The sequence below is a fragment of the Streptomyces sp. NPDC102437 genome, from assembly GCF_044765565.1.
Taxonomy (GTDB): Bacteria; Actinomycetota; Actinomycetes; order Streptomycetales; family Streptomycetaceae; genus Streptomyces.
This window is the reverse complement of record NZ_JBIWKI010000024.1, coordinates 109,713-122,912: the sequence shown is the minus strand read 5'-3', so window position 1 is coordinate 122,912 and position 13,200 is coordinate 109,713. Positions and strand designations below refer to the sequence as shown.

The following is a 13,200-nucleotide window of genomic DNA, read 5'->3' as shown; positions in this document are numbered from 1 at the left end:
TGGGCAGACCAGCGGACACAACCTGCCCTCACCCGGCCACCCGACCCGAAGCCGATCAAAAGACCGCTCTCAAACCACCTCGGTGGATCAAGGCTAAGGCCGCAGTGCGCGCAGCAGCAGATCGGCCAGGTGGTCGGCGACCTCCTGCTGGCTGAGCGGGCCGTCGGGGCGGTACCAGGTGGACAGGTGGTGGACGGAACCGAAGTGGTAGTCGACGATCAGGTCGGCCGGGGTGGCCGTGGAGAACACCCCGCTGCGCTGCCCCTCCTCCACCAGCGCCCGGAAACGCTCGTGGTAGCGGCGCCGCTCCACTCGGACCTGCTTGTTCTTCTCCGGGCTCAGGTGGTGCATGGACCGGAAGAAGATCGAGGCGTCGTCGAGGTTCTCGATGGTCGTGACGACCACGTCCGCCGCGGCGTCGCGCAGCCGCTGCTCGACGGGGGCGTCGGCGTCGGCGAAGGCGTCGAGGCGCTCCTGCTGGAGACGGAGCACCCGGGCGTAGACCTCCTGGAGGAGGTCCTCCTTGGAGCCGAAGTAGTGGTAGAGCGCCCCCTTGGTGACGCCTGCCGCCTCGACGATCTCCTGGACCGAGGTGCGGTCGTAGCCCTGCTCGGCGAAGAGCCGGGTGGCGGCGGCCAGCAGCCGCTGAGGGACGGGAGCCGTGTCCCCGTCCGTCGCCTTGGCCATTGCCGCCACCTTCCTTCCGCGTGAATCGGTCATCGAGGGGAACGCAGTTCCCGCCTGAGGATCTTCCCACTCGCCGTCTTCGGAAGTTCGGCCAGGATCTCGACCTCGCGCGGGTACTTGTACGCGGCGAGCCGTTCCTTGCAGTACGCGCTCAGCTCCTGCGGCCCGGCCGAGGCGCCGGGCCGCAGGCTGACGTAGGCGCGGACGGTCTCGCCGCGGTAGGCGTCGGGGACGCCGACGACGGCCGCCTCCCGGACCGCCGGACGGGTGTAGAGGACGTCCTCCACCTCGCGCGGCCAGACCTTGAAGCCGGAGGCGTTGATCATGTCCTTCTTGCGGTCGACGACGTAGAGCCAGCCCGCGCTGTCCATGAACCCGATGGCGCCGGTGCGCAGTTCGCCGTCCGGGAAGGCGGCGGAGGTGGCCTCGGGCAGCCGCCAGTAGCCGGAGACGACCTGCGGGCCGCGGACGGCGATCTCGCCCTGCTCGCCGAAGGGCACCTCCGCGCCGTTCCCGTCGAGGATCCGGACCACCGTGTCGGGGCCGGGGACTCCGACGGACAGGGTTCCGGAGACCGGGTCGACCGGGGCCTCGCGCTCCGGCGGCACCGAGGCGCAGGGGGCGGTGCACTCGGTGAGGCCGTAGCCGTTGCGGATGTACGGGCCGAAGCCCGCCCGGAACTTCTCGACCAGTGCGGGCGGCAGCGGTGCGCCGCCCGAGGAGATGACCCGGAAGGAGGCGAAGTGCTCGGGGGTGACGCCGTGGTGGGCGGCGAGCGCCATGAAGTCGGTGGACGGGCCCACGGTGTAGGCGGGGCGGTGTTCGGCGAAGGCTTCGAGGACTACGCCGGGGTGGAAGCGGTACGCGAGGACGAGGGTGCCCGCGTTGGTGAGGCAGGCGGCCAGCTGGCACACCATGCCGGTGATGTGGAAGAGCGGTGCGAGCGCGAAGTAGGAGGAGCCCTCGGCGACTGGGTGCCCGGTCCGCTGGCGCTCGGCGTTGATCACGATGTTGCCGTGGGAGTTCATGGCGCCCTTGGGGGTGCCGCTGGTCCCGGAGGTGTAGCTGATCAGCGCCACGTCGGCGGCGGCGGGTTCGCGGCCGACCGGGGCCTTGTCGCCCTGCCGGGCGACGGCGACCAGGTCTTCGGTGTCCTCGGCCACGGGCAGCCGTTCGAAGCCGAGCACGCGTGCGTCGTTCCGTGTCTGGAGGTCGAGCTCGCTGGTGGTGAGCGCTGTCCGTGCCGTCGGGGCGCCGGCCGCGGTGTCCCTCAGATACGCCGCCCAGGCCCGGTCCGCGCAGATCAGCGCGGTGACCTCGGCGTCCTTCAGTACGTGGCCGACCTCGCCGGACTTGTACATCGGGTTGAGCGGGACGACCGTGGCGCCGGCCTTCCAGGCGCCGAGCAGCGCGATCACGAACTGCGGGGTGTTCTGCAGCATGATCGCGACCCGGTCGCCGCGCTCCAGGCCCGGGTGGCGAGATGGCCGGCCACCGAGTCGGAGAGCGCGTGGGTCTCGCGGTAGCTGAGCCGTCCGTCGAAGTAGGCGAGCGCGGGGTGCCCGGGGCTGCGGGCGGCGGAGTCCCGGAAGGCGTGGACCAGGGTCGCGGCCGGGTCGACGGGGGCCCGCTGGGCCTCGCTGAGCAGCGCGACCCAGGGCTTGGCGGCGTAGACGGACTCGGCTGCGCCCCGGTCTCCTCCCGATTCGACGGAATCGGTCATGCGCCGGTCTCCTCCCACTTCTGCTGAAGGTGGTTCATGCTCCCGAGCCAGTGGTCGGTGTCCTTGCTGCGGGCCCTGTAGTACCCGGCGACCTCGGGGTGCGGCAGGACGAGGAAGCGGTCCTCGGCCATGGCGTCGAAGAGCGCTTCGGCGACCGCCTCGGGCTCGATGGCGCTGGGGGCGAGGACGAGTTCCCCGGCCGATCCGGCGGCGGTGAGCATGTCCGTCCGTACGCCCTGCGGGCAGATCGCGTGGACCTTGACGCCGCGGTGGCGGTAGGTGAGCGAAAGCCATTCGGCGAAGGCGACGGCACCGTGCTTGGTGACACTGTACGGCGCGGCGCCGATCATCGTCAGGAGTCCGGCGGCGGACGCGGTGGAGACGAAGCGGCCGCTGCCGCGTTCCAGCCAGTCCGGCAGCAGCGCCCTGGCCGCGCGGACGTGGGCCATCACATTGACGTCCCAGGCCGTGGCCCAGACCTCCTCGTCCGCGAAGGCGTCGCCGGGCGAGGCGAGGCCGGCGTTGGCGCAGTAGACGTCGACGGTGCCGCCGAGCGCTTCCCTGGCGGCGTCCACGATCCGCGAGGCGTCACCCGCGACGGCGATGCCGCCGATCTCCTCGGCCAGCGGCTCGATCCTCGCCTCGTCGAGGTCGTTGACCACGACCCGTGCGCCCCGGGCGGCGAATCCGCGGGCCAGGGCGGCTCCGATGCCGCCTCCGGCCCCTGTGACCACCACGCCCGCGCCCTGCACCGCACTCATCGCTCCCGCCTCTCTCAGCCGACCGCCCTGGCAGACTAACCAGTCGGTATGCCGGAACGGAAGGGGTGGAGAGCGCTCTGGAGACACTCCCGTCACAACCGTCCCGTCCGGCTCGTTCCGTATGGCCTGAACGCGCGCTAGCGTGCGTGACCATGACAGAGGTCGCGATCATGGAGGTAGCCGAATGAGCCTGTCCAGACGTGGTTTGCTGGCCGCCGGCGGTGCGGTGGGGGCCCTCGCGGCGACGGCCGCCGGGACCGGTGCCGCGAGCGCCGCCCCCGCCGCGGGCAAGGGGAACAGCCGGGTACGTACCGGCTTCGACCGGCTGGCGGCGGACGGTTATGCGCTGCTGAAGGGCGAGAAGGTCGGGGTGGTCACCAACCCGACCGGGATCACCTCCGACGTGCGCCACATCGTCGATGTGATGCACCCGGACGAGCGGGTGGACCTGATCGCCGTCTTCGGGCCCGAGCACGGTTTCCGCGGCACCGCGCAGGCGGGCGGTTCGGAGGGGCGGTACGACGACCCGGCGACCGGACTTCCGGTCTACGACACGTACCTGAAGAGCGGTCAGCCACTCGCCGATGTCTTCACGGCGTCCGGCGTGGACACGGTCGTCTTCGACATCCAGGACGCGGGCGCCCGCTTCTACACGTACATCTGGACGCTGTACGACTGCATGGAGGCGGCGGCGCTCGCCGGGAAGCGGTTCGTCGTCCTGGACCGGCCGAACCCGGTGACCGGGCGGGCGGCGCTCGGCCCGGTGCTCGACCCGGCGTTCGGCACCTTCGTGGGCCGCCGGGAGATCGCCCAGGCACACGGCATGACGGTCACCGAGCTGGCCCTGCTCTTCAACGCCCGGTTCCTGGCCGAGCGGCCGGTGGACCTGCGCATCGTGAAGATGTCCGGCTGGAAGCGCTCGGACTTCTTCGACACGACCGGGCTGCCATGGGTGCCGCCGAGCCCCAACATGCCGACGCCCGACACGGCGCTCGTCTACTCGGGGACCTGCCTGTTCGAGGGCACCAATCTCTCCGAGGGCCGCGGCACCACCCGGCCGTTCGAACTGCTCGGCGCGGAGGGCATCGACCACCGCTGGGCGGCGGCCGCGAACGCGCTCGACCTGCCCGGGGTGGCGTTCCGCGAGGCGTACTTCGCGCCGACGTTCTCCAAGTTCCAGGGCAAGACGGTCGGCGGTGTGCAGGTGCAGGTCCAGGACCGCGAGGTCTTCGATCCGGTACGTACCGGGATCGCGCTGCTGGTGACGGCGAAGCAGACGTGGAGCGGGTTCGCCTGGCGTGCCGACAACTGGATCGACAAGCTCACCGGCAACACCCGGGTCCGCACGATGATCGACGCGGGGGCGGACACGGACGAGGTGGTGGGGGCCTGGGCGCAGGACCTCGCCGCGTTCCGTGCCGTGCGCAAGCGGTATCTCCAGTACCGGTGACACGGCGCCGGGCGGGCCCGAGGAACTCGGACCCGCCCGGCTCGGTGGTTCGTCCCCCTACCGGTGGGCGGGGAACTCCACCACCTGCTGGTACGTCGGGCGGTTCTGCCAGTGGACCGCCTTCTGGCCGATCCCGCCGAGCGGCCGGTGGACGATCGAGTCGGCGCACCACTGCCGGCCCGCCTTGCAGTTGTCGTCCCCGGGGTAGACCTCCGTCGCCGGCTGGGCCACGGCCTGCTTCAGGGACGCGAGCATCGCGTCACGGCAGTTGCCCGCATCGCCGTCGCCGCAGTACGTCCTGGCCAGCGGCCCCTTGACCGGCTTCCCAAGGACCTGGCGCAGGTCCTTGTCCACGAAGCCCCACCAGCCGTACTGGAAAGCGGATCCGCTGTGCGCCCCGCTCGCCCCGTGGCTCGCCGCCGGGGACTCGTCGGTGGCGACGTTGACGGTCATCGCTCCGTACAGGTCGTCACCGAGCCCCGGCTTGAACTCGGCCTCGACCAGTTTCGGCCACCACGCGTCCATGATCCGCACCGCGTCGGCGTGGGTGTAGGTGTGTGAGCCGGGGCTGCTCTCGCGGCGCTGCGATCCCGAGGCCCGCCAGGACTCCAACTGCTGGACTGCATCGTTGACTTCGGGATCGGTCACCGGCTCGGAGCGGATCACTTCAAGCAGTTCGGGCAGCAGCTGCTCGCCGCGCAGATCGGTGACGGCGGCCTCGGCCATGGCCCGGGTGAGGGACGCGCGGGTCACCCCGCCCTCCTCGACCAGCTTCGCCACCCGGTCGTCCAGCAGATCTCCCCGGTGCACGGCGCTGAGGCCGAAGCCCGCCGTGGCGTACGCCTTGGCCTGCTTGTTGTTCCAGGAGATGTAGTAGTCCTGCCCGCTGGAGTGCGGGTGCGCGGCGAACGGGGTGTACGCGGCGGTGTTGGCGACCGGTTCGTACCCCTGCCACTCGTAGGCCCGCACGGCCCGCACCGGCAGCGCCGGGTCGACGCCCGCGGCGCGCACCGGGTTCATGCCGCTGTTGTAGTAGGAGGCGGTGCGGGAGTCGGCGTAGAACCAGTTGAAGGCGTAGTCGATGTTGCTCGCCGCCTGCTGGAAGGAGGCGGCGTCCTTGACGTACGACGGGTCGTTGAGCATCTGGAAGCCGATGATCGAGTCGGCCTCGTGGCGGTAGGTGGTGCGCAGCGAGGTGTACGCGACGGGCTTGCCGCCCACGGTGGCGCGGTGGGTGACGATGCCGTAGTTCGTGCGCCTCACCTGCATCCGGTAGGAGCCCTTCGCCGTGGAGTCGGCGACGGTCGGCTTCCAGGAGTTGGTGTGCTCCAGCGTCTCCATGGCGGTGCAGGCGCCGTGGTAGACGTAGTGCGTGGAGTCCTTCGTCGGCGTGGAGCCGCCGGGCTCGCACAGGTCGATGGCATAGGTGTCGCTGATGTCCTGGCCGGCCGAGGTGGCGCTCCAGGCGTAGTCCTGGCCGCGGCCCATCTGGATGTACATGCCGACACCGGCGAAGGAGACACCGCGGGCGCTGATGCCCGGCCCCTGGAGTTCCTGGAGCATCATCAGCTGCGGGGCGAAGTAACCGGTCTGCGGCCCGAACACGGCGATGGGGTTTCCGCTCGCGGTGTTCTTCCCGGAGACCAGCAGGGCGTTGGACATGCCGCGCTTCTGGGCGCCGGTTCCCGAACCGGGCAGCGAGCCCTCGGGGATGACGCCGTCGTCGTAGATGCCCTGGGCCTTCTTGAGCGCGGCCGGGGCCTTGACCGGGGCCTTCTTGTCGGTGCCCGCGGAGCCGGTGCGGTCGTAGATCACGGGTTCCGCGGTGACGGACCCGGCGTCGGGCAGCGCGGTGCCTCGCGCCTTGCCGGGCTTGCCCGCGTACGGGAACGAGGTGCCGTCATGGATCGTCAGCACGGCCTCGGGGTCCTCGCGCTGGCGGAAGGACTCCCAGACCTTGGTGCCCTCGGCCACTCCGTACTTCTGCTGGGCGGCCAGCAGCGAGAGCGCCGCCTGCACCTCCCCGCCACCCCCGCCGCCGAACTGACCGCCGACCACCGAGGCGATGGAGATCAGGTCGGTCAGCTTGAAGGGCTGTATCTCGCCGACGTTGGTGATGGCGTCGACCTTGCCGGTGAGGACGTACTCGCCCGGGAAGTAGCGGCCGTTCTTGGACTTCGTCCGGTAGGCGTTGATGCCGTCGACGTACGCCTGGGCATCGGCCATGGCCTGCTCGCCGCGGGCACCCTCGTGGGTCTTGATGTACTCGACCTGGGCTTCGAGATCGGCCTCGGTGTACGGGGCCTGCGGCCAGAACTGCTGCTCCAGACCCTGGTTGGCGAGGGCGCCGCCGGCGAACGAGGTCAGCTCTCCGCGTCCGATGTGGCGGAAGAGGTCCATCAGCCAGAGCCGGTCCTGCCCGGCGGCGAATCCGGCGCCGAACTCGGTGCCGTAGCGGGTGGTGCCCTTGATGTGCGGGACTCCGGTCGCCTTGTCACGGGTGATGGTGACGTCGTCCCGGGGCGAGGTGACGGACTCGACCTGGCCCTTGGGCACGCCGAACGAGGCGTCGTTGAAGAAGTCGGTCAGCTTCTGGTCGGTGAGCCCCGACTGGCCGGCCACCAGGCCGTTGTAGCGGTCGAGTTGGTCGTCGCTGTGCTTGGGATGCGTACCGAACGCCTTGTTGCCGAGGATGTCGACGAGGGTGGCGTTGCCGTTCTCGCCGGGCGGCAGGATGTCGTCGCACTGCCCCTGGCAGTAGTCGGTGACGGGGGCGGGTTCCGTGGCGCCGGCCTGCGGCGAGGCTGCGAGCAGGGTGGTGCCGAGTACGAGAACCGCCGCGACGGTGGCGGCTCTGAACTTGATGGTGCGTGGGGGCATGCGTGCTCCTCCGAGAGGCCGATGCGCCGGAGGTTACTGGCGGTATGACTCGCCAGTAAGGTGAATAACCGTCACCTTTTCCGAATCGTCACACGGCATCGACCGCAGCGGCACCGCACTGACGGACCGTACCGAATTCCGGACAACATCAGCCTCCGCGGGATCCGATCGGTGCGGCCGTACGTCCATCTCTTGACGCCGAAGTACGAGCGACGGAGGTGACGGTGCGGTGGCGGGATTCCGGAGTCTTGCGAGACAGGTCCGCGATCCACGGAGCGATCTGGCACTGCGGCGGTATTCGCTGCGCAAGTGCCTGGAGAGGTTCGCCCCTTACGGACATCGGGCGACCTGGGACCATCTGTGCGTGCGGCACGGGATCGGGCCCGAGGACCGGTCCCCCGACCCGGCGCGGCTGATGCGCGCGCTGGACGAACTGGAGGCGGCGCGGGCGGTCTGGCTGGGTTACGAGGCGGGGTTCGCCGAACGCCGCAGACGGGAGAAGCACGACGGGCTGCGCCGGCCCGGCGCGTTCGACGACTGGCACCGGCGCAGCTGGGGCGGCAACGGGGTCGCCCGCTGCGAGGACCCGGCGGTGCACCCGTCGGCGCCGCTCGCCGAGGTCCTGAGCCGGCTGATCACGGCGCTGGAGTCGGCCCCCGGCACGTCCTGCCCGGTCTGCGCCGGCGCCGACCTCCGCTGGCTCCACGAGCCGTGGTCGGGCCCGGTCTGCACGGACTGCGGGATCGTGGTGCCGCAGCCGGTACTGACCCCGCGGGCACTGGCGACGGCCCGGAGCACACCGCGGCGGGATCTGGCATCGGTGGCGTGAAACGCGACGAGGGCGTGCGATCCGACGGCGCCTGGCCGGCACCCGTACGTGCGGCGTCCTGAGCTACGGGTGCCCGGCCGGCGGGTGCTCCGGCATCAGGCGGGAGCCGCTGATCCACCGGCCGGAGACGTCGTCGGGGTTGGAGAGCACGCAGTTCTCCAGCGACAGGCAGCCGCAGCCGATGCAGTCGGTGAGGTGGTCCCGCAGGCGCCCCAACCGCGCGATGCGATCGTCGAGTTCGGAGCGCCAGGCCGCGGAGAGCCGTGCCCAGTCCTCGCGGTTCGGGGTGCGCTCCTCAGGGAGTTCGGCGAGGGCGTCCCGGATGGTGGCGAGCGGGATGCCGACCCGCTGCGCCGCACGGATGAATGCCACCCGGCGCAGCGCGTCCCTGGTGTAGCGGCGCTGGTTGCCGCTGGTGCGGCGGCTGCTGATCAGGCCCTTGGCCTCGTAGAAGTGCAGGGCCGAGACAGCGGCGCCGCTGCGCGCGGAGAGCTGTCCGACCGTGAGCTCATGGAGCGTCTGTGGGATCTGGGGCACCCCTCCAACCCTACTGTCCTGCCTCGTGCCGGGTCCGTCGTTGACAGGAACGCACCCGCCAACCATGCTGAGCAAGCGCTTAGAAAGTGCGATGAGGGATGGCCAGAGCTGGAAAGGCAGGTACCAGGGACATGGCAGAGCCGAGGATCTTCACGTCCGCGCAGGAGCTGAGCGACGGAGTGGGCGAGCAGCTGGGGCACAGCGACTGGCTGGAGATCGACCAGAAGAGGATCGACCTCTTCGCCGACGCCACCGGTGACCACCAGTGGATCCACGTGGACCCGGAGCGGGCCGCCGCCGGGCCGTTCGGCACGACGATCGCGCACGGCTATCTCACGCTCTCGCTGCTGCCTACGCTCGTACCGCAGATCATGCGGGTCGAGGGCATGAAGATGGGCATCAACTACGGGACGAACAAGGTCCGTTTCCCCTCCACCGTGCCGGTGGGCGCGCGGCTGCGCGCGTCGGCCGTCCTCAAGAGCGTCGAGGAGGCCGGGGGCGGCGTGCAGGTCACAGCCGTCGTCACGGTCGAGCGCGAGGGCGGCGACAAGCCGGTGTGCGTGGCCGAGTCGGTGTCCCGCTACTACTTCTGATACTTCCGAGGACGCACTACCGCTTGGCCGCGACCATACGCAGCACGAGGTCGGCGTAGAGCTCGCCGACCTCGTCCGGCGTCCGGCTGCCCTGCTCGTTGAACCAGCGCGCCACGTCGATGCAGAGCGAGAGCACGGCGAGCGTGGTGCCCGGCACGTCGGGGACGTCGAACTCCCCCGCCTGCACGCCCTCACCGATGATCCGGCGCACCACCGCGTCGCTCCTGCGCCGCAGTTCGACGATCTCGGTGCGGTGCTCCTCGCCGAGGGCGTCGAGTTCGTACTGGACCACGCGGGCGGTGGTGTGCCGCTCGGCGTGCCAGCGAACGAAGGACCGTACGGCCTCGGCCAGCCGCTCGGCCGCCGTGCCCCCACTGTCGGCGGCCGCCTCCAGGACGAACAGGGCGCGGTCGTGGCCGATCCGGCTGATCCGGTGGAGCAGTTCTTCCTTCGTCTTGTAGTGGATGTAGAGCGCGGCGGGACTCATCCCCGCCCGGCCCGCGATGTCGCGGGTGGTGGTGGCGTGGTACCCGCGCTCGGCGAAGGCGTCGACGGCGGCGACGAGCAGCCGCCTGGCCGCCTCGGGCGTCACCTCGGCCCACGGCGCGCTGTCGCCGTCGGTCTCCTCCGCCGTGCTCATCGTCACTCGCCCCTCTCATCAGCAGGACGAACACCATACCCCGAACCTGAGCAAGCGCTTAGGGTCCGTCCGGCGGGATCGTCAGAGCTTCTGGAAGGGGTCGTGCTCGGCGAGGATCTTCTCCAGCCGGGCCTGGTCGACCCGGCTTGCGATCCGGCCCTCTTCCTGGCGGTCACGGATGACCTTGGCCAGGGTGAAGCAGGAGGTGACGAGGTAGAGGACGCCGATCGCGAGGAAGCCGCGCACCCAGGCGTCGGCGTCCAGGAAGTAGATGCCGAGGGCCACCGCGCCCATCGCCACCCCGAAGGAGGCGACGGCCTGGCCGTAGAAGGCCGCGGTGCCCTGCTGCTTGACCTGTGCTGTCTCACTCATGACGCCCAGCATCGGCCGACGTGGCGTGCGCCACATCCGCTCGGATACTCAGCCGGGTACTCAGACGTCCGTTCGAGCGGCGGCGCGGGCGTCAGAAGGCGGAGACCCCGGTGAGTGCGCGGCCGATGATCAGCTTCTGGATCTGACTGGTGCCCTCGTACAGCGTCATCACCCGGGCGTCGCGCAGCAGCTTGCCGACCGGGTACTCGTCGATGTAGCCGTAGCCGCCGAAGACCTGGAGCGCGTTGTTGGCGGCGCGGACGGCGGCCTCGGAGGCGAAGAGCTTCGCCTTGGATGCGGCGGTGGCGAAGTCCTCCCCGCGGTCGATGAGGTCCGCCACCCGCCAGGTCAGCAGCCGGGCGGCGTCGACGTCCACGGAGATGTCGCTGATGAGCTCCTGGACGAGCTGGTAGCTCGCGATGGACTTGCCGAACTGCTCGCGCTCGCCCGCGTAGCCCACGGCCGCGTCGAGGGCGGCCTGTGCGATGCCGACACAGCCGGCCGCGACCGACATCCGCCCCTTGGCCAGGGCGGACATGGCGATGGAGAAGCCCTTGCCCTGCGGCCCCATGAGTGCCGAGGCGGGCACCCGGACGTCCTCCAGGACCAGCTCCGCGGTGGCCTGGCCGCGCAGGCCGAGCTTGCCGTGGACGGTGCGGCGACTGAGGCCGGGGGTGTCGGTGGGGACCAGGAAGGCGGATATGCCCTTGTGGCCGGGGGTGTCGTTGGTGCGGGCGAAGAGCAGCACGACATCTGCCCAGGTGCCGTTGGTGATGAACATCTTGCTGCCGTTGATGACGTAGTCCGCACCGTCCCGGAGGGCCTTCGTCGTCAGGTTCCCGGCGTCGGAACCGGTGCCGGGCTCGGTGAGGCCGAAGCAGCCGATCGCCTCGCCCGCGGTGAGCCTCGGCAGCCAGTGCCGCTTCTGCTCCTCGTCGCCCCAGGCGGCGATGGTCTTGGTGACGAGGCCGAGGGAGACGGAGACGATGCCGCGGACCGAGGAATCGCCGCGCCCGAGCTCCTCGGTGACCAGGCAGTAGGCGAGGTGGTCGCCGCCGGAGCCGCCGTACTCCTCCGGGACGGTCAGCCCGAGGAAGCCGACGGAGCCCAGCTTCTTCACGATCGACTTGTCGACGTTCTCGGCGCGGTCCCACGCCACGACGTGCGGGGCGACCTCACGGGCGACGAAGTCCTTGGCGAGCTGCCGGGCAGCTTCCTGCTCCTCGCCGAGCTCCAGGTTCATCCTTCGACTCCCACACTTTAATTAGCACTGCTAGTTTTCTGCTTGCAGGCCCTACTATGTGCCGCATGGCCCGACCGCGCAAGCCCCTCCTCAGCAGAGACCGCATCGTCGAGACGGCGAGCGCACTCGTGGACTCCGAGGGGCTCGACGCCGTCTCCACCCGTCGGCTCGCGGCCGAACTCGGGGTCAGCGGACCCTCGCTCTACAACCACTTCCGCAACAAGGACGAGATCCTGGACGCGGTCGCGGACGCCGTGTCCGCGCAGGTCGACCTGTCGATGTTCGACGAGTCGGACACCCGCGACTGGCGCGCCGCCCTGCACGACTGGGCCGTCTCCTACCGCGCGGCGCTCACCGAGCACCCGCACATCGTTCCGGTGCTGGCCCGGGGGCCGGGCCGCAGGCCGGCCGGACTCCGGGTCGCCGACGCGGTGTTCGGCGCGATGGTCAGGGCCGGCTGGCCGCCCGCCCAGGCCACGTACATCGGGGCCCTGATGCGCTACTTCATCACCGGCTCGGCACTGGGCTCCTTCGCCCGCGGCTTCGTCGACGACGAGACGGCGTACGACCCCGCCGACTACCCGCACCTCGGCCAGGCCCATCTGCTGGCCGAGCGGGGCCGGAAGGTCGACGAGGGGGCCTTCGAGACCGGGCTGCGGGCCCTGGTCGACGGCCTCTCGGCCCAGTACGAACTGCTGGCCCCGGGCGGAACGGTTCGGCCGGCACCGAAGCGTCCCTGACGCATCCTGGTTCCCATGGCACGCATGGCACACCCCGATCCGGCAGCGCCCCGGCTCGCCGCCCTGGCCGCACTCCTCGCCGACGAGACCCGCGCGGCTTTCTGCCTGGCCCTGCTCGACGGCCGCGCCTGGACCGCCGGCGAGCTGGCCCGGTACGCGTCCGTGGCACCGTCGACCGCCAGCGAACACCTCGGCAAGCTCGTCGCGGGCGGGCTGCTGGCCGAAGAGCGGCAGGGCCGCCACCGCTACCTGCGGCTGGCCGACGAACGGATCGCGCACCTCGTCGAGGACCTGGCAGCCCATGTCGTCCCAGGCTCCGCGCCCGCGCGGCCGCGCACCCTGGGTGCGGCCGGCGCGGACAGCGCGATGGCCCGCGGCCGCACCTGCTACGACCACCTCGCGGGCCGGATCGGCATCGCGATCGCCGACGCCATGACCGTACGGGGACTGCTGGCCCAGGACACCGGCTTCGCGCTCACCGGCGAGGGCCTGCTCTGGTTCGACGAGCTGGGCATCGGCCTGGAGACGGGTTCGCGGCGTCCCCTCGTACGGAGCTGTCTGGACTGGACGGAGCGCAGGCCGCATCTGGCCGGCGTGGCGGGCGCCGCGCTGTGCCGCCATGCGCTGGATGCCGGGTGGTGCGTACGGATCGGTTCCGGGCGTGCGGTGAAGGCCACTCCGGCCGGGGAACAGGCGCTGTACGAACACCTCGGCGTCGAGCCGGAAACAATTCGGTAGGGGCCGA

Annotated in this window: 12 protein-coding genes and 1 pseudogene; 5 read left to right on the top strand and 8 right to left on the bottom strand. The window is 70.8% G+C overall.

What is annotated here, in order from left to right:
* Nucleotides 1-93: 93 nt before the first annotated feature.
* The 3 genes and pseudogenes from ACIRJP_RS27750 to ACIRJP_RS27740 form a co-directional block, all read right to left on the bottom strand.
* The gene (locus tag ACIRJP_RS27750) at nucleotides 94-687 is read right to left on the bottom strand and encodes a TetR/AcrR family transcriptional regulator (RefSeq protein WP_093541408.1); all 594 of its coding nucleotides are present in this window, start codon (nucleotides 685-687) and stop codon (nucleotides 94-96) included.
* Nucleotides 688-716: 29 nt separating this feature from the next.
* Nucleotides 717-2,410: pseudogene (locus tag ACIRJP_RS27745) on the bottom strand (AMP-binding protein).
* Nucleotides 2,407-3,171, bottom strand: a complete 765-nt coding sequence (locus ACIRJP_RS27740) for an SDR family oxidoreductase (protein ID WP_404179543.1) — start codon at nucleotides 3,169-3,171, stop codon at nucleotides 2,407-2,409. The pseudogene ACIRJP_RS27745 and the gene ACIRJP_RS27740 overlap by 4 nt, the downstream one beginning before the upstream one ends.
* Before the next feature lie 184 nt (nucleotides 3,172-3,355).
* Here ACIRJP_RS27740 and ACIRJP_RS27735 point away from each other — a divergent pair, with 184 nt between their 5' ends.
* Nucleotides 3,356-4,621, top strand: a complete 1,266-nt coding sequence (locus ACIRJP_RS27735) for an exo-beta-N-acetylmuramidase NamZ domain-containing protein (protein WP_404179540.1) — start codon at nucleotides 3,356-3,358, stop codon at nucleotides 4,619-4,621.
* Between the two features lie 57 nt (nucleotides 4,622-4,678).
* Here ACIRJP_RS27735 and ACIRJP_RS27730 read toward each other — a convergent pair whose 3' ends face one another.
* Nucleotides 4,679-7,501, bottom strand: coding sequence for a penicillin acylase family protein (locus tag ACIRJP_RS27730; RefSeq protein ID WP_404179537.1), 2,823 nt, complete (start codon nucleotides 7,499-7,501; stop codon nucleotides 4,679-4,681).
* 229 nt (nucleotides 7,502-7,730) lie between these two features.
* Here ACIRJP_RS27730 and ACIRJP_RS27725 point away from each other — a divergent pair, with 229 nt between their 5' ends.
* Nucleotides 7,731-8,330, top strand: coding sequence for a hypothetical protein (locus tag ACIRJP_RS27725; protein ID WP_404179534.1), 600 nt, complete (start codon nucleotides 7,731-7,733; stop codon nucleotides 8,328-8,330).
* Nucleotides 8,331-8,393: 63 nt separating this feature from the next.
* On the opposite strand, the gene soxR is transcribed toward ACIRJP_RS27725, so the two are convergent.
* The gene (soxR, locus tag ACIRJP_RS27720) at nucleotides 8,394-8,867 is read right to left on the bottom strand and encodes a redox-sensitive transcriptional activator SoxR (RefSeq protein WP_404179531.1); all 474 of its coding nucleotides are present in this window, start codon (nucleotides 8,865-8,867) and stop codon (nucleotides 8,394-8,396) included.
* Nucleotides 8,868-8,998: 131 nt separating this feature from the next.
* Here soxR and ACIRJP_RS27715 point away from each other — a divergent pair, with 131 nt between their 5' ends.
* Nucleotides 8,999-9,460 (top strand): MaoC family dehydratase, encoded by a 462-nt coding sequence (locus ACIRJP_RS27715; protein ID WP_404179528.1) that lies wholly within the window; start codon nucleotides 8,999-9,001, stop codon nucleotides 9,458-9,460.
* A gap of 16 nt (nucleotides 9,461-9,476) precedes the next feature.
* Here ACIRJP_RS27715 and ACIRJP_RS27710 read toward each other — a convergent pair whose 3' ends face one another.
* From ACIRJP_RS27710 to ACIRJP_RS27700, 3 genes are all read right to left on the bottom strand, one after another.
* Nucleotides 9,477-10,100: a TetR/AcrR family transcriptional regulator gene (locus ACIRJP_RS27710; protein WP_266736152.1), complete on the bottom strand. Its 624-nt coding sequence runs from the start codon at nucleotides 10,098-10,100 to the stop codon at nucleotides 9,477-9,479.
* A gap of 81 nt (nucleotides 10,101-10,181) precedes the next feature.
* Nucleotides 10,182-10,472, bottom strand: coding sequence for a YiaA/YiaB family inner membrane protein (locus ACIRJP_RS27705; protein WP_266736154.1), 291 nt, complete (start codon nucleotides 10,470-10,472; stop codon nucleotides 10,182-10,184).
* A 91-nt stretch (nucleotides 10,473-10,563) separates the two neighbouring features.
* Entirely contained in the window at nucleotides 10,564-11,715 is a 1,152-nt protein-coding gene (locus ACIRJP_RS27700) for an acyl-CoA dehydrogenase family protein (RefSeq protein WP_404179524.1), read from the bottom strand.
* A gap of 65 nt (nucleotides 11,716-11,780) precedes the next feature.
* Between ACIRJP_RS27700 and ACIRJP_RS27695 the strand changes: the two genes are divergently transcribed.
* Both ACIRJP_RS27695 and ACIRJP_RS27690 read left to right on the top strand, forming a co-directional pair.
* Nucleotides 11,781-12,455: a TetR/AcrR family transcriptional regulator gene (locus ACIRJP_RS27695; protein WP_404179521.1), complete on the top strand. Its 675-nt coding sequence runs from the start codon at nucleotides 11,781-11,783 to the stop codon at nucleotides 12,453-12,455.
* 15 nt (nucleotides 12,456-12,470) lie between these two features.
* Nucleotides 12,471-13,193, top strand: a complete 723-nt coding sequence (locus ACIRJP_RS27690; RefSeq protein ID WP_404179518.1) for an ArsR/SmtB family transcription factor — start codon at nucleotides 12,471-12,473, stop codon at nucleotides 13,191-13,193.
* Nucleotides 13,194-13,200 lie beyond the last annotated feature (7 nt).